This is a genomic window from Kitasatospora kazusensis, assembly GCF_039529945.1.
Lineage (GTDB): Bacteria > Actinomycetota > Actinomycetes > Streptomycetales > Streptomycetaceae > Kitasatospora > Kitasatospora kazusensis.
The window spans coordinates 81,986-98,611 of the sequence record NZ_BAAANT010000026.1; the positions used below are offsets into that span (position 1 = coordinate 81,986).

Annotated in this window: 12 protein-coding genes; 11 read left to right on the forward strand and 1 reads right to left on the reverse strand. The window is 70.6% G+C overall.

Annotated elements, in window-relative coordinates:
• The first annotated feature begins 23 nt into the window (after positions 1 to 23).
• The 3 genes from ABD330_RS21305 to ABD330_RS21315 all read left to right on the forward strand — a co-directional run bounded on the left by ABD330_RS21305 (position 24) and on the right by ABD330_RS21315 (position 4,319).
• Positions 24 to 1,469: a gamma-aminobutyraldehyde dehydrogenase gene (locus ABD330_RS21305; RefSeq protein WP_344467488.1), complete on the forward strand. Its 1,446-nt coding sequence runs from the start codon at positions 24 to 26 to the stop codon at positions 1,467 to 1,469.
• A 211-nt stretch (positions 1,470 to 1,680) separates the two neighbouring features.
• Positions 1,681 to 3,039, forward strand: a complete 1,359-nt coding sequence (locus ABD330_RS21310; protein WP_344467490.1) for an aspartate aminotransferase family protein — start codon at positions 1,681 to 1,683, stop codon at positions 3,037 to 3,039.
• A gap of 110 nt (positions 3,040 to 3,149) precedes the next feature.
• On the forward strand, positions 3,150 to 4,319 hold the full coding sequence (locus ABD330_RS21315) for a polyamine ABC transporter substrate-binding protein (protein ID WP_344467492.1): 1,170 nt from the start codon (positions 3,150 to 3,152) through the stop codon (positions 4,317 to 4,319).
• 109 nt (positions 4,320 to 4,428) lie between these two features.
• Here ABD330_RS21315 and ABD330_RS21320 read toward each other — a convergent pair whose 3' ends face one another.
• Entirely contained in the window at positions 4,429 to 6,078 is a 1,650-nt protein-coding gene (locus ABD330_RS21320) for a PucR family transcriptional regulator (RefSeq protein ID WP_344467494.1), read from the reverse strand.
• Positions 6,079 to 6,525: 447 nt separating this feature from the next.
• Between ABD330_RS21320 and ABD330_RS21325 the strand changes: the two genes are divergently transcribed.
• The 8 genes from ABD330_RS21325 (at position 6,526) to ABD330_RS21360 (ending at position 16,315) form a co-directional block, all read left to right on the forward strand.
• Positions 6,526 to 8,043, forward strand: a complete 1,518-nt coding sequence (locus ABD330_RS21325) for a gamma-aminobutyraldehyde dehydrogenase (RefSeq protein ID WP_344467496.1) — start codon at positions 6,526 to 6,528, stop codon at positions 8,041 to 8,043.
• 44 nt (positions 8,044 to 8,087) lie between these two features.
• The gene (locus ABD330_RS21330; RefSeq protein ID WP_344467498.1) at positions 8,088 to 9,344 is read left to right on the forward strand and encodes an ABC transporter substrate-binding protein; all 1,257 of its coding nucleotides are present in this window, start codon (positions 8,088 to 8,090) and stop codon (positions 9,342 to 9,344) included.
• Positions 9,345 to 9,463: 119 nt separating this feature from the next.
• Positions 9,464 to 10,615 (forward strand): ABC transporter ATP-binding protein, encoded by a 1,152-nt coding sequence (locus tag ABD330_RS21335; protein WP_344467500.1) that lies wholly within the window; start codon positions 9,464 to 9,466, stop codon positions 10,613 to 10,615.
• Entirely contained in the window at positions 10,612 to 11,538 is a 927-nt protein-coding gene (locus ABD330_RS21340; protein WP_425555600.1) for an ABC transporter permease, read from the forward strand. The genes ABD330_RS21335 and ABD330_RS21340 overlap by 4 nt, the downstream gene beginning before the upstream one ends.
• Complete coding sequence (locus ABD330_RS21345; protein WP_344467502.1) at positions 11,538 to 12,341, forward strand: ABC transporter permease; 804 nt, start codon at positions 11,538 to 11,540, stop codon at positions 12,339 to 12,341. The genes ABD330_RS21340 and ABD330_RS21345 overlap by 1 nt, the downstream gene beginning before the upstream one ends.
• Positions 12,342 to 12,428: 87 nt before the next feature.
• A complete protein-coding gene (locus ABD330_RS21350) occupies positions 12,429 to 13,823 on the forward strand; it encodes an NAD(P)/FAD-dependent oxidoreductase (RefSeq protein ID WP_344467504.1) in 1,395 nt (464 codons plus the stop codon).
• 264 nt (positions 13,824 to 14,087) lie between these two features.
• The gene (locus ABD330_RS21355; protein WP_344467506.1) at positions 14,088 to 14,606 is read left to right on the forward strand and encodes a hypothetical protein; all 519 of its coding nucleotides are present in this window, start codon (positions 14,088 to 14,090) and stop codon (positions 14,604 to 14,606) included.
• Positions 14,607 to 14,788: 182 nt separating this feature from the next.
• On the forward strand, positions 14,789 to 16,315 hold the full coding sequence (locus ABD330_RS21360; RefSeq protein ID WP_344467518.1) for a CoA-acylating methylmalonate-semialdehyde dehydrogenase: 1,527 nt from the start codon (positions 14,789 to 14,791) through the stop codon (positions 16,313 to 16,315).
• The last annotated feature ends 311 nt before the right edge of the window (positions 16,316 to 16,626 follow it).

Sequence of the window (16,626 nt, forward strand, 5' to 3'; positions counted from 1 at the left end):
AGGCCCAGACCGAGGAGAGACCCGTGAGCGAGCTTCGTACGCTGCGCAACTACATCAACGGTGAGTTCGTCGATGCGGCTGACGGCCGCACGCTGGAGATCGTCGACCCGACCACCGGCCAGGCGTACGCGACCTCGCCGCTGTCCGGCTCCGCCGACGTGGACGCGGCCATGGCCTCGGCCGCCGCCGCCTTCCCGATCTGGCGCGACTCCACCCCGAGCACCCGGCAGAAGCTGCTGCTGAAGATCGCGGACGCGGTCGAGGCGCGGGCCGACGAGCTGGTGGACGCCGAGTGTCGCAACACCGGCAAGCCGCGCGGGCTGACCAAGTCCGAGGAGATCGGCCCGATGGCCGACCAGATCCGCTTCTTCGCCGGCGCCGCCCGCCTGCTGGAGGGCAAGGCCGCGGGCGAGTACATGGACGGCATGACCTCGATCGTCCGCCGCGAGCCGGTCGGCGTCTGCGCCCAGGTCGCGCCGTGGAACTACCCGATGATGATGGCCGTCTGGAAGTTCGCCCCGGCGATCGCCGCCGGCAACGCCGTCGTCCTCAAGCCCTCCGACACCACCCCGGCCTCCACCGTGCTGCTCGCCGAGATCATCGGCGGCATCCTGGCGGACCTGGAGCTGCCGGCCGGCATCTTCAACGTGATCTGCGGCGACCGCGAGACCGGCAAGCTGATGGTCGAGCACCGCACCCCGGCGATGGCCTCCATCACCGGCTCCGTCCGGGCCGGCATCCAGGTCGCCGAGTCCGCCTCCAAGGACGTCAAGCGCGTCCACCTGGAGCTGGGCGGCAAGGCCCCGGTCGTGGTCTTCGAGGACGCCGACATCGCCGAGGCGGTCGAGGGCATCTCGGTGGCGGGCTTCTTCAACGCCGGCCAGGACTGCACCGCCGCTACCCGCGTCCTGGTGCACGAGTCCATCCACGACGACTTCGTGACCGCGCTGGCCAAGGCCGCCGCCGACACCAAGACCGGCGGCGTCGACGACGAGGACGTCCTCTACGGCCCGCTGAACAACGCCAACCAGCTCAAGCAGGTGGCCGGCTTCATCGAGCGCCTCCCCGCGCACGCCAAGGTCGAGGCCGGCGGCCACCGGGTCGGCGAGGTCGGCTACTTCTACGCGCCGACCGTCGTCTCGGGCCTGAACCAGGACGACGAGATCATCCAGAACGAGGTCTTCGGCCCGGTCATCACCGTGCAGAAGTTCACCGACGAGGACCAGGCCGTCGACTACGCCAACGGGGTGGAGTTCGCCCTGGCCTCCTCCGTCTGGACGAAGGACCACGCCCGCGCGATGCGGATGTCCCGTCGGCTCGACTTCGGCTGCGTCTGGATCAACACCCACATCCCGCTGGTCGCCGAGATGCCGCACGGCGGTTTCAAGAAGTCCGGCTACGGCAAGGACCTCTCCTCGTACGGCTTCGAGGACTACACCCGCGTCAAGCACGTCATGACGGCCATCTGAGCGGGCTGACCCTCCAGGGGCGCGGGTAGCCGTACGCACCTGGGCAACCCACAGGGGCGCGTGGGGGTCACTCCCACGCGTCCCTGTTGTGGTTGCCCTGAGCTTGTTCCGTCCTGCGCTGCCGCGGCCCTTTCAGGGTGTCGGCCGACGCGGTGACCGCCTGACAAGATGCAACTGCACGTCAGCCGGGCGGTTCCCTACCCTTACGGCTATGAGCATCCCCACCGCTGACTCAGCCGCCGGGCAGGCAGTCAAGGCCGCCGACCGCGCGCACGTCTTCCACTCGTGGTCCGCCCAGGCACTGATCGACCCCCTCGCGGTGGCCGGCGCCGAGGGCTCCTACTTCTGGGACTACGACGGCAACCGATACCTCGACTTCTCCTCCCAGCTGGTCAACACCAACATCGGGCACCAGCACCCGAAGGTGGTCGCCGCCATCCAGGAGCAGGCGGCGAAGATGTGCACCATGGCGCCCGGCTTCGCGGTCGAGTCCCGCAGCGAGGCCGCCCGGCTGATCGCCGAGCGGACCCCCGGTGACCTGGACAAGGTCTTCTTCACCAACGGCGGCGCCGAGGCCGTCGAGAACGCGATCCGGATGGCCCGGCTGCACACCGGCCGTCAGAAGGTGATGTCCACCTACCGCTCGTACCACGGCGCCACCGCCAACGCGATCGCCCTCACGGGTGACCCGCGCCGCTGGGCCAGCGAGATCGGCATCTCCGGCGTCGTGCACTTCTGGGGCCCGTACGCCTACCGCTCCAACTTCCACGCCGAGAACGAGGCGCAGGAGTGCGAGCGCGCGCTCCGCCACCTGGAGGAGACCGTCGCCTTCGAGGGCCCCGGCACCGTCGCGGCGATCATCCTGGAAAGCGTGGTCGGCACCGCCGGCATCCTGATTCCGCCGGCCGGCTACCTCGCCGGGGTCCGGGAGATCTGCGACCGCTACGGGATCGTCTTCATCCTGGACGAGGTGATGGCCGGGTTCGGCCGTACGGGCGAGTGGTTCGCCGCCGACCACTGGGGTGTCGTCCCGGACCTGCTGACCTTCGCCAAGGGCGTCAACTCCGGGTACGTGCCGCTGGGCGGCGTGGCGATCAACAACGCGATCGCGGCGACCTTCGCCGAGCGCCCGTTCCCCGGCGGCCTCACCTACTCGGGCCACCCGCTGGCCTGCGCCTCCGCCGTGGCGACCATCAATGCGATGGCCGAGGAGGGCATCGTCGAGAACGCCAAGCACATCGGCGAGACCGTCCTCGGCCCCGGCCTGCGCGAGCTGGCGGAGCGTCACCCCGTCATCGGGGAGGTGCGCGGCCTCGGCGTCTTCTGGGCCCTCGACCTGGTGAAGAACCGTGAGACCCGGGAGCCGCTGGTGCCGTACAACGCCGCCGGCGCCGCCAACGCGCCGATGGCCGAGCTGGCCGCCGCCTGCAAGCAGCGCGGGCTGTGGCCGTTCGTCAACATGAACCGCCTCCACGTGGTCCCGCCGTGCAACGTCACCGAGGAGGACGCCAAGGCCGGCCTCGCGATCCTGGACGAGGTGCTCTCGTTGGCGGACGCGCACACCGTCTGACAAGCACACCGTCCGACGCGCACACCGTCCGACGCTCTGACCATCCGATGTACGGCCCCGGGCACCCGCCGCCCGGGGCCGTTCCTTCCCGTGCCCGGAGACGATCCCCCATGCGCAGTGCCCCGCTGTCCCGCCGCTCCGCCCTCGGCGCCCTCGGTCTGCTCGGCCTGGGCGGCCTGTCCGCCTGCGGCATCCCCGCCGCGTACGTACCGGAGGAGCAGCGCACGGCGGCCGACCGGTCGGACCGGGACAGGTCGCTCCAGTTCTCCAACTGGACGCAGTACATCGACGTGGACAAGGCCGGCAAGCGCCCGACCCTGGAGGAGTTCCAGAAGCGCACCGGGATAGCCGTCACGTACACCGAGGACATCAACGACAACGACGAGTTCTTCGGCAAGATCAGCCCGGTCCTCGCCCAGGGTGGCGATCCGGGGCGGGACCTGATGGTGATCAGTGACTGGATGGCCGGCCGGTACGTGGCGCTCGGGTGGGTGGAGACGCTGGACAAGGCGAACCTGCCGAACGTCACCAAGTACCTCGACCCGCAGCTCAGCCACCCCGCGTTCGACCCCGACCGCTCGCACAGCGTGCCGTGGCAGTCCGGCATCACCGGGATCGCCTACAACCGGAAGGCGCTCGGCCGCGAGATCAAGCGCACCTCGGACCTCTGGGCGCCCGACCTCAAGGGCCGGATCACGCTGTTCGCCGGGATGGACGAGGCACTCGGGCTGCTGATGCTGGCCAACGGCGCCGACATCGCCAAGTTCACCGCCGACGACGCGCACAAGGCGATGAACCAGGTGCAGAAGCTGGTCGACACCAAGCACATCCGCCGTTTCACCGGCAACGACTACACCAGCGACCTGGCCTCGGGCGCGGCCGTGGCGTGCCAGGCGTACTCGGGCGACGTGATCCAGCTGCGGGCGCAGAACCCCGACATCGAGTTCGTCGTGCCGGAGGAGGGCGCCGAACTCTGGGCGGAGAGCCTGATGATCCCCAACCGGGCCGACCACAAGAGCAACGCCGAGAAGCTGATGGACTACTACTACCAGCCCGAGGTGGCCGCCCAGCTCGCCGCCTTCGTCCAGTACATCTGCCCGGTGCCGGCCGCCCGCGAGGTCCTCGCCCGGAGCACCGACGCCGACACCGCGGCACTCGCCGACGAACCGCTGATCTTCCCCACCGCCGAGATCCGCGCCAAGCTCCAGACCATGCGCGACGTCACGGCGGCCGAGCGCCCCGACTTCCACCAGATCTGGGGCCAGGTCGCGGGAGTGTGACCGTTCAGGACGGGTTCCCCCCAAGGGGCGCGGGGAACTGCGCGACCAGGGCACGACGAAGGTGCACGGTTGCGCGCGCAGTTCCCCGCGCCCATGCTGTGGTTGCCGCTCAGCGGCGAACCGCGTCGAGTGCGAGCAGTGCGACGTGCAGCGAGAGGCAGGACTCCACCTGGTCCAGGTCCACCGCGAGGATCCGCTCGACCTTGTGCAGCCGGTCGTAGAAGGACGGCCGGGACAGGTGCGCCGCGTCCGCCGCAGCCGACTTGTTCCGCCCCTGTTCCAGGTAGACCCGCAGCATCTGCACCAGCTGGCTGCCGTGCTCGGCGTCGTAGGCGAGCAGCGGACCCAGTTCGCGCTCCACGTACGTCTGGAGCCGGGCGTCGTCCCGCAGCAGGTGCAGCAGTCCGCGCAGCCGGACGTCCGGCAGCCGGTAGTACGCGGCGGCCCGGCCGCCGGGCGCGTCGTGCAACGCCGCGTCGGCGACCTGGGTCGCCTCCAGCAGGGTGCGCCGGGCGTCGCGGACCGAGCCGACGGAGGAGCCGACCGCGATCACCGGCTCCGCCGCCGTGCCGCCCCGCGCGCTGTCGGCGGCCAGCTTGCGCAGCGCCGCGGCGAACGCCTCCAGCGCGGAGTGCTCGTCCTGCTGGGAGCCGAGCGCGATCAGCAGGCCGACACCCTCGTCGTCGAGCGCGCCGACCAGCGCGGAGAGCCGGCAGGTCCGGATCGCGGTGGCGGCCAGCTCGGTGAAGTCGCGCAGCCGGGCCTGCGCCTCCAGCGCGGCCGGGATCGGCCCCCGGCGCTCCCGGAGCATCACGCCGACCAGGCGGCGGCTCTCCAGCGGGACCCCGAGCGCCTGGGCCCGCAGCGCCACCTCCGAGACCGTCAGCGCGTGCGTGAGGATGCCCGCGAGCAGGGTCCGGTGGGTCTGCCGCTCCAGGCTCTCCCGGTCGCGGACCACCAGCCGGTTCAGCGCCAGGGTGGCCGCGCCGCGTTCCAGCAGCATCGCGTGCGGGTGGGGCGTGTCGGCCGGCAGCGGGCCGGGATCGTGGACGAGTACCAGGCGCCCCCAGTCCTGGCCGCGCGCCCCCACCGTGGTGACCAGCCAGCCGCTGCGCGGGTCGTGGCCCGTCCGCCCCGGCGGCCGGACCCCGCGTGAGCGGCGCTCCCAGCCCTCCAGCAGCTCGGCCTCCGGGCGGCCGGCGGAGTCGTGGGCGAGCACCTGGTGCGCCAGGTTCTCCAGCACCACCGGTGCACCGGCCATCATCGCCACCTGGCGGACCACCTCGCCCGGTTCGGCGCCCTCCACGGCCAGCTCGTTGAAGACCTGGTGCACCGCCTCCGAGCTGCGCAGCTGCTCCAGCTGCGCGTTGACCACCAGCGCGTGCACGGCTTCGGTGACGGCGACGAAGCGCACCTCGCGGCGGAGCGCGATCAGGGGCAGCCCGCGCTGCTCGGCGGCGTGCACCAGGGCCCGGGGCAGGTTGTCGAAGTAGCGCCGCCCGAACTCCACCACCAGCCCGGCCACGCCGATCTCGTCCAGCTCCCGGACGTAGCGGGCCAGCCCTTCGCGGTCCTCGGGCAGCGCGATGCCGGTGGTCAGCACCAGCTCGCCGCCCTGCAGCATCCCGGCGACGTCGGGCAGCTCGCTGACGTGCACCCAGCGGATCGGGCGTTCCAGGTGGTCGGCGCCCGCCACCACCTGGGGCAGGCCGCGCCGCATCGCGTCCAGTTCGAGCACACGGGCGACGGTGGGGAGCACGGCGGGCCTCCATGGGGGTTCAGACTGTCAGGAGAATCATCCCTGGTGGCGACGGTCTGTCGCCTCCGCCGGCCCCTTGCACTGTGTAAGGCCCTTGCCGGGTGGCTTGCCGCAGTGACCCTTGTCACCTGTAGGCCGCGCGGGGCATCGTCAGCGAGTCAGGCGCAGCGAAGTGCGGGCGTGTCCGTCGGAATTCGTTGCGTCACCAGAAAGCAACAGCGGAATCCCTTGTGGGCCCCGCCTGAGGCTGCCAGGATCGCGCAAAACCCCGGCTATCCGCCGGATGCCCGCACCGCCGCGACCCGAACCAGGACGACCGCCCGCGGTGCGCCGTCACGCCGACCGATGCGTGCAGCATGACGAACAGTCACCCTCGCATTCATCCCCGCCGTCAGCACTCGGCAGCGGTAGAGGCACCGGACCACCCGGGCACATGGAGGAAACCTGATGGACCTGACCGACTTCAGCGCAGGCGCGCAGTACATCGCGGGCCGGCTGACCGAAGGCACCGGAACCGAGCCCTTCCAGGTCGTCAACCCCGCCGACGGCAGCGTGGTCCAGCAGGTCCTGCTGGCCTCCACCGCCGACGTCGACACGGCCGTCGCGGCCGCAAAGTCGGCGCTGCCCGAGTGGGCGTCCGCCACCCCCGGCGCCCGCTCGGCAGCGCTTCTCAAGCTGGCCGGCATCCTCGCCGACCGGGCCGAGGAGTTCGCCCGGGTCGAGACCGCGCAGACCGGCAAGCCGATCAAGCTCTCGACCGAGTTCGACGTGCCCGGCACCGTCGACAACACCGCGTTCTTCGCCGGCGCGGCCCGCAACCTGGAGGGCAAGGCGGCGGGGGAGTACTCCGGCGACCACACCTCGTACGTCCGCCGCGAGGCGATCGGCGTGGTCGGTTCGATCTCGCCGTGGAACTACCCGCTGCAGATGGCGGCCTGGAAGATCCTCCCGGCGATCGCGGCCGGCAACACCATCGTGCTCAAGCCCGCGGAGCTCACCCCGCTGACCTCGCTGATGTTCGCCCGGGCCTGCACCGAGGCGGGCATCCCCGACGGCGTGGTCAACGTCGTCACCGGCGCCGGACGCACCGCCGGCGAGCGCCTGGTCTCGCACCCCGACGTCGCGATGGTCTCCTTCACCGGCTCCACCCCCGTCGGCAAGCGTGTCGCCGAGCTCGCCACCGCGACCGTCAAGCGCACCCACCTCGAACTCGGCGGCAAGGCTCCGTTCGTGGTCTTCGACGACGCGGACCTGGACGCCGCCGTGCACGGCGCGGTCGCCGCCTCGCTGATCAACAGCGGCCAGGACTGCACCGCCGCGACCCGCGCGTACGTCCAGCGCCCGCTGTACGACGCGTTCGTCGCGGGCGTCGCCGAGCTGTTCGCCGCGATCCGCCTCGGCGATCCGGTGAACCCGCAGACCGACCTCGGCCCGCTGGTCTCGTACACCCACCGGGACCGGGTGGCCGGCTTCGTCGAGCGGGCCCGCGGCTACGGCGCCACCGTCGTGACCGGCGGCCGGGCGCCCGGCACGGGCCACGACGGCACCGACCTCACCCGCGGCGCGTACTACCTCCCCACCCTGATCACCGGGGTCGCCCAGGACAGCGAGGTGGTGCAGGGCGAGATCTTCGGCCCGGTGCTCGTCGCGCTGCCCTTCGACTCCGACGACGAGGGCCTGCGGCTGGCCAACGACACCCCCTACGGCCTGGCCGCCTCCGCCTGGACCCGGGACATCCACCGCTCGCTGCGCGCCACCCGCGAGATCGCGGCCGGCTGTGTGTGGGTCAACGACCACATCCCGATCCTCAGCGAGATGCCGCACGGCGGCTACAAGTCCTCCGGCTACGGCAAGGACATGTCGCAGTACTCGCTGGACGAGTACACGCAGGTCAAGCACGTCATGTTCGACACCACGGCGGTCGCCCGCAAGGACTGGCACCGCACGATCTTCGGAGACAGATAACCCCCGTCGTCTCCCAGCCTCTTCCCCCAGGAGGGTGTCCCCGCATGGAGCTCCACGAGATAGCCGGCGGTCTGCCGGAGCCGGTCCGCAAGGCGTGGGAACGCAGTCTGACCAGCGGCCGGGCCGCGATGACCCGGCGCGCTCTGCTGCGCGCCACCACCCTGCTGGCCGGCGCGGGATCGCTCGCCGCCTGCGGCATCCCGCCGGCCAGGACGGTGTCCGCGACCGGTGACGCCCCGGCGAACTCGGCCAAGGACCTCTCCGACACGGAGAAGGTGGTCGACTTCTCCAACTGGCCGCTCTACATCGACGTGGACGACAAGAACAAGGACAAGCACCCCAGCCTGGACGAGTTCACCGCCGCCACGGGTGTGAAGGTCCGCTACAACGAGGACATCAACGACAACGTCGAGTTCTTCGGCAAGGTCAAGCCCCAGCTCGCGGCCGGCCAGGACACCGGCCGCGACCTGATGGTGCTGACCGACTGGATGGCCGGGAAGCTGATCCGGCTCGGCTGGGCGCAGAAGCTGGAGATGGCCAACGTCACCAACGCCATCACCAACCTGGAGGACCGGTTCCGGGCCCCCGACTGGGACCCGGGCCGGCTCTACAGCTACCCGTGGGCCGGGATCCAGGTCGTGGTCGCCTACAACAAGAAGGCGACCAAGGGGAAGGTCGTCAGCAGCGTCTCCCAGCTGCTCGACGACCCGGACCTGAAGGGCCGGGTCACCTTCCTCTCCGAGATGCGCGACACCGTCGGGATGACCCTGCTGGACCTGGGCAAGGACCCGGCGAAGTTCACCGCCGACGACTACAACGCCGCCATCGCCCGGCTGCAACGGGGTGTGGACAGCAAGCAGATCCGCAAGTTCACCGGCAACGACTACGGCCAGGAGCTCTCCTCCGGCGACATCGCGGCCTGCCTCGCCTGGGGCGGCGACCTGATCCAGCTCAAGGCCGACAACCCCGACATCGAGTTCGTCATCCCGGACCAGGGCTACGTCGCCTCCACCGACAACCTGATGATCCCGGCGAAGGCCCAGCACAAGAAGAACGCCGAGCTGCTGATCAACTTCTACTATCAGCCGAAGATCGCGGCCGAACTGACGGCGGGTATCGGCTACGTGTCCCCGGTCACCGGCGTCAAGGACGAGCTCGTCAAGCTCGCCCCTGACGCGGCGTCGAACCCGCTGGTCATCCCCACCCCGGAGATGGCCGCCAAGGTCCACGTCTTCCGGAGCCTGACCGAGGCAGAGGAGAGCGACTTCGAGGAGAAGTTCTCCAGACTGATCGGCGCCTGACCCCGCCGACCGGCGCCTGGGAGGGCCGCCGGCAGGGGGCCGCTCCCCGTACTGCCGGACCCTCCGACCTCCCCCACGTACGGCCCTGGTACCTGTACGGCCATTGACAGAGAGACACCATGACTGAGCAGCAGCCCGAAGCGGCGACCGCCGGTGGAGACGTCCGCCTCACCGGCATCGGCAAGACCTACGGCGACTTCACCGCCGTCCAACCGCTCGACCTGACGGTGCCCCAGGGCTCGTTCTTCGCCCTGCTCGGCGCCTCCGGCTGCGGCAAGACCACCACCCTGCGCATGATCGCCGGCCTGGAGGAGCCCACCAGCGGCACCGTCCTGATCGGCGGCCAGGACGTCACCGACCTCCCCCCGTACAAGCGCCCGGTGAACACCGTCTTCCAGAGCTACGCGCTCTTCCCGCACCTCGACATCTTCGAGAACGTCGCCTTCGGCCTGCGCCGCCGGGGCAAGAAGGACGTCAAGAAGCAGGTCGAGGACATGCTCGAACTCGTCGAGCTCGGCCAGTACGCCCGCCGCAAGCCGCACCAGCTCTCGGGCGGCCAGCAGCAGCGCGTCGCCGTCGCCCGCGCCCTGATCAACCACCCGCAGGTGCTGCTGCTCGACGAGCCGCTCGGCGCCCTCGACCTCAAGCTGCGCCGCCAGATGCAGCTGGAGCTCAAGCGCATCCAGACCGAGGTCGGCATCACCTTCGTCCACGTCACCCACGACCAGGAGGAGGCCATGACCATGGCCGACACCATCGCGGTGATGAACGCCGGACGGGTCGAGCAGCTCGGCGCCCCCGCCGACCTGTACGAGAACCCGGGCACCACCTTCGTCGCCAACTTCCTCGGCCAGTCCAACCTGATCGCCGCCGAGGTCACCGGCAGCGCCGACGGCGACCTGCTGCTCAGCGCCGACGGCGTCCGGCTCGCCGTCCCGAAGGCCCGCTGCGCCACCGAGGCCAAGAAGGTCTACCTCGGCGTCCGCCCCGAGAAGATCACCCTCGCGCACGCCTCCGCCGCCGCCGGCATCGCGGAGGGCCGCAACCGGCTCACCGGCACCGTGGTCGACTCCAGCTTCATCGGCGTCTCCACCCAGTACGTGGTCCGCTCCGCGGCCGGCCAGGAGATCGCCGTCTTCGAGCAGAACATGGACCGCGACACCCGGATAGCCGCCGGCGCCCCCGTCGTCCTGCACTGGAACCCGGCCCACTCCTTCGGCCTCGACGCCGCCCAGGCGATCGACGCCGGCACCGGGGAGGCGGCCGCGTGACCACCGTGACCGAGGCCGCGCCTCCCCAGGCCGTGCCGCTCGAAACGGCGCGCCGCAAGCGCCGCAAGCTCACCGCGTACTGGCTGCTGCTCCCCGGCATCGCCTGGCTGGTCGTCTTCTTCGCGATCCCGATGGTCTACCAGGGCTCCACCTCCCTGCAGACCGGCTCGCTGGAGCAGGGCTTCCGGCTCACCTGGCACTTCGCCACCTACTGGGACGCGCTGGTCGAGTACAAGTGGCACTTCGTCCGCTCGTTCTCGTACGCCGCGATCGCCACCGTGCTCTGCCTGGCGATCGGCTACCCGCTCGCGTACACCATCGCCTTCAAGGCCAACCAGCGCTGGCGCAACGTCATCCTGATCCTGGTGATCGCCCCCTTCTTCACCAGCTTCCTGATCCGCACCCTCGCCTGGAAGACCATCCTCTCGGACGGCGGCCCGGTGGTCGGCCTGCTGAACCACCTGCACCTGCTGGCCCTCACCGACGCGGTCGGCCTGACCTCGGGCCACCGGGTCCTGGCCACGCCGCTCGCGGTGGTCTGCGGCCTGACGTACAACTTCCTGCCGTTCATGATCCTGCCGCTCTACACCTCGCTGGAGCGGATCGACCCCAGGCTGCACGAGGCGGCGAACGACCTGTACGCAAGGCCGTTCACCACCTTCCGCACGGTCACCTTCCCGATCTCGCTGCCGGGCGTGGTGGCGGGCACGCTGCTCACCTTCATCCCGGCCTCCGGCGACTACATCAACGCCCAGCTGCTCGGCTCGCCGAGCGAGCAGATGGTCGGCAACGGCATCCAGAAGCAGTTCCTGAACGTGCTCGCCTACCCGACGGCGGCCGCGCTGAGTTTCATCCTGATGGCCCTGATCCTGGGCATGGTGACGGTCTACATGCGCAAGGCCGGGACGGAGGAGCTGGTCTGATGTCCCGACTTCTGAAGTGGGTGCGTGCGCACCTGGTGGTGGTGGCCGGCATCCTCGCCCTCGCCTACCTGGTGCTGCCGAACCTGGTGGTGCTGGCCTTCTCGTTCAACAAGCCCGCGGGCAAGTTCAACTACGAGTGGTCCCAGTTCTCCACCGACGCCTGGACCAACCCCTGCGGCGTCGCCGACATGTGCGGCTCGCTCTCGCTCAGCCTGCAGATCGCCCTGCTCGCCACCCTCGGCGCCACCGTGCTCGGCACCATGGTCGCCTTCGCCCTCGCCCGCTACCGCTTCCGCGGACGGGCCGCGACCACCGCGCTGATCTTCCTGCCGATGGCGATGCCCGAGGTTGTCATGGCGGCCTCGCTGGGCACGCTCTTCCTCAACATGCGGATCCAGTTCGGCTTCCTGACCATCCTGATCGCGCACATCATGTTCTGCCTCAGCTTCGTGGTGACGGCGGTCAAGGCGCGCGTGATGAGCATGGACCCCCGGCTGGAACAGGCCGCCCAGGACCTCTACGCCACCCCGACCCAGACCTTCCTGCGGATCACCCTCCCGCTGGTCGCCCCCGGCATCGCCGCCGGCGCGCTGCTCAGCTTCGCGCTCTCCTTCGACGACTTCATCATCACCCAGTTCAACTCGGGCCCGACTACGGTCACCTTCCCGATGTTCGTCTGGGGCGCCTCGCAGCGCGGCATCCCGGTCCAGGTCAACGTGATCGGTACCGGGATGTTCATCGCCGCGGTGGTCTTCACGGTGGCCGGCCAGTGGCTCGCCAACCGTCGCAAGGCGCGGGCCTGACCGGGCCCGCGGGTGAACCCGGTGCTCGACCGGGCTCTCTTGTTACGCTCAAATCACCACCAAGGATCAGAAAGTAGCTGATACAGCATGGACTCTGCCCGTGCGCTCAGTGATGCTCGGCCCACCCCCTTCTGGCTCGAAGACCCGGGGCGGCCGGAGGCCCTCCCCGCCCTGGTCGGCGACACCAAGTGCGACCTGCTGGTGGTCGGCGGCGGCTACTCCGGCCTGTGGACCGCGCTGATCGCCAAGGAGCGCGACCCCTCGCTGGACGTCGTCCTGATCGAGGGCCACGAGGTGGGGTGGGCGGCCTCCGGGCGCAACGGCGGGTTCTGCGCCGCCAGCCTGACCCACGGTTTCGGCAACGGGCTGCAACGCTGGCCGGGCGAGCTCGGCGAGCTGGAGCGCCAGGGCCAGGCCAACCTGCAGGCCATCGAGGACGCGGTCGAGCGCTACGACCTCGACTGCGAGTGGGAGCGCACGGGCGAGATCGACATCGCCACCCAGCCGCACCAGCTGGCCGAACTGCACGAGGTCGCCGAGGCGGTCGCCGAGTACGGCCTCGAACTGACCGTCCTGGACGCCGACCAGCTGCGCAAGCAGGTCGACTCGCCGACCTTCCTCGGCGGGGTCTGGGACAAGGACGGCGTGGCCATGCTCCACCCGGCCAAGCTGGCCTGGGGCCTGCGGGCCGCCTGCCTCGCGCAGGGCGTCCGGATCTTCGAGCGCACCCAGGCCACCGACCTGGCCGAGCACGGCAGCGGCATGGCCGTCCGCACCTCCTACGGCCGGGTCTACGCCCGCCGGGTCGCACTCGGCACCAACGTCTTCCCGTCGCTGGTCAAGCGGGTGCGACCGTACGTCGTCCCGGTGTACGACTACGCCCTGATGACCGAGCCGCTCACCGACGAGCAACTGGCCGCCATCGGCTGGAGCGGCCGGCAGGGGCTCAGCGACAGCGCCAACAAGTTCCACTACTTCCGGCTCTCCGCAGACAACCGCATCCTCTGGGGCGGCTACGACACGATCTACCACTTCGGCGGCCAGGTCCGGGCCGAGTACGACCAGCGGCCGGAGACCTTCCAGACGCTCGCCCGGCAGTTCTTCCAGACCTTCCCGCAGTTGGAGGGGGTGCGCTTCACCAACGCGTGGGGCGGGGCGATCGACACCTGCAGCCGCTTCTCGGCGTTCTTCGACACCGCCTACCGGGGCCGCGTCGCCTACGCGGCCGGCTTCACCGGTCTCGGGGTCGGCGCGACCCGGTTCGGGGCCGAGGTCATGCTCGACCTGCTGGCCGGCGAGGTCACCGAGCGCACATCGCTGGAGATGGTGCGCAGCAAGCCGATGCCGTTCCCGCCGGAACCGGTGCGGTGGGCGGGCATCGAGATGACCAAATGGTCGCTGGACCGCTCCGACCGCAACGGCGGCCGGCGGAACCTGTGGCTGCGGACGCTGGACCGGGCAGGGCTCGGCTTCGACAGCTGACCGCCGGCGGGTACCGCGGTACTCCGGGTCGTCCGGGTAAGCGGCGGTCCGCGTTGTCCAGGTGGGGGTGCACTCCGTGACGGGGTGCACCCCTTCGGCCTTTCCCGCCACCCCCGCCCACCGCCTTACCGCCTTACCGCCGTGCCGCCTTCCGGCTGGTCGGGCCGGAGGTGTGAGCCGGTCGTACCCCTTCGCGGAAAGTGTGTAAGAGAGTGCCGCCGCCGTCCTCTCCAGAGGAGAAGGCCCACGAGCGGAGGACGAGTCATGGAGCGCACCCCACGCGCCGACGCGGCGGACTGGCTGGCTGCGGCCGCCGCCGACCCAGAGGCGTGCCGACGCGAGTGGGAACGCACCGGCTGCGGCGTCACGCTGCTGCCGGCCGGGCGGCTCTGGGACGTCCTGCTGGTGCCCGGTGCTCTGGGACACCTCACGCTCGCCGCCCTGGCCGGGCTGCCCGGCGGCGGGGGACCGGTGTTCGCCGACTTCGGGGACGAGAACATCGGGTTCCTGGTTCCGGTCGGAACGGCCGCCCGGTGGATCGGTACCGGTGTGCGCGGCGCGGGCTACGGCACCTGGGTCGTCATCCCGCACCCGGCCGGCCGCACCCGGGACGCCGGCCCGGACGGCGGTCGTGGCGTGCGCTGGCTGCTCCCGCCGGACGGGTCGGGAGCGCTGATCGAACCGGTCCTGCTGGAGCTGGCGCTGCACGAAGCGGCGGCCTCGCTCTACCTGAGGGAGCTCGACGGACGGCACCCGCCGGATGGCCCACCCGACGACCTGTAAGGCTGAATCTCCGATCCCCGTCATGCTGCTCGTTGAGGCGGGCCCGGCCCGTCCGCAGACTGGAGTCGAGCGCGGTAGCCCCGTGATCCCGCCGCCCGGCCGTTGTCGGGTGGCGCCGCAGACAGGGACCGGCGGCCGGTGTGCCGCACGGACTTCGGAGGCAGACGATCTTGAGCAAGCCCATCGAGACCAAGCACACCACCCACTGGATCAACGGTGCCGCCGTAGCCACCGCCGGCGCCGCGCCGCGCCGGGGCGACATCTTCGACCCGGCCACCGGTCAGATCACCGGCCAGGTTGACTTCGCGGACATCGCCGAGGTCGACCAGGCCGTCGCGGCCGCCGCCTCGGCCTTCTCGTCCTGGCGCCACGCCTCGATCGCCAAGCGCACCCAGGTGCTCTTCGCCTTCCGTGAGATCTTCAACGCCCGCAAGGACGAGCTCGCCGCGATCATCGTCTCCGAGCACGGCAAGGTGCACTCGGACGCGCTCGGCGAGATCGGCCGCGGCCAGGAGGTCATCGAGTACGCCTGCGGCATCCCGCAGCTGATCAAGGGCGGCTTCACGGAGCAGGCCTCCACCGGCATCGACGTGTACTCGATCCGTCAGCCGCTCGGCCCGGTCGCGATCATCTCGCCGTTCAACTTCCCGGCGATGGTCCCGCTCTGGTTCTTCCCGATCGCCATCGCGGCGGGCAACACCGTGGTGCTCAAGCCCTCGGAGAAGGACCCGACGGCCGCCAACCTGATGGCGCAGATGTGGAAGGACGCGGGCCTCCCGGACGGCGTCTTCAACGTCGTCCACGGCGACAAGGTGGCAGTGGACCGCCTGCTGGAGCACCCCGACGTCAAGTCGGTCAGCTTCGTCGGCTCCACCCCGATCGCCCGCTACGTCTACGAGACCGGCACCCGGTACGGCAAGCGGGTGCAGGCGCTCGGCGGCGCGAAGAACCACATGCTGGTCCTCCCGGACGCGGACCTCGACCTCGCCGCCGACGCCGCCATCAACGCCGGTTTCGGCTCGGCCGGTGAGCGCTGCATGGCGATCTCCGTCCTGGTCGCGGTCGACCCGATCGGCGACGAGCTGGTCGAGAAGATCAAGCAGCGGATGGCCCCCCTCAAGGTGGGCCCCGGTTGCAACGGTGACTCCGAGATGGGCCCGCTGGTCACCGGCCAGCACCGTGACAAGGTCACCTCGTACGTCGAGTCCGGCCTGGCGGACGGCGCCGAGCTCGCGGTCGACGGCCGCAAGCACCCGGTCACGACGGAGGACGCCTCGGGCGCCCCCACCAGCGACGGCTTCTGGCTCGGCCCGACCCTCTTCGACCACGTCAAGCCGGGTATGTCCGTCTACAACGACGAGATCTTCGGCCCGGTCCTCTCGGTCGTCCGGGTCGCCTCGTACGACGACGGCCTCGCGCTGATCAACGCCAACCCGTACGGCAACGGCACCGCGATCTTCACCAACGACGGCGGGGCGGCCCGCCGCTTCCAGCACGAGGTCGAGGTCGGCATGGTCGGCATCAACGTGCCGATCCCGGTGCCGGTCGCCTACTACTCCTTCGGCGGCTGGAAGGCCTCGCTCTTCGGTGACGCCCACGCCTACGGCGCCGACGGTGTCCAGTTCTTCACCCGCGGCAAGGCCGTGACGCAGCGCTGGCTCGACCCGTCGCACGGCGGGATCAACCTGGGCTTCCCCACCAACGCCTGAGCCCGCCCCGCTGCGCGACCCTGTTCCTGTTCGACCCTGAGGGCTGCCCGGTCGGTACACGCCGTACCGACCGGGCAGCCCTCAGGCGTGCGCCGGTCCGGTGGCCGTACCCCGGTTTGCATCCGGCGTCCGGCGGGCGTAGTGTTCCCTAGTCGCTCGGCAGGGAGCACCGGACACGCATCGGCGCGGACGGTCCCGGAGCGGCCAATCCTCTGGACCACCACTTCTCTTCTCGTCCCGCATGGGGCCTGATTTGCCGTGTGCGTTTATCGGATTGCGGCCGGATTCGCTTTGTGGAGCTGAGTTCGGCT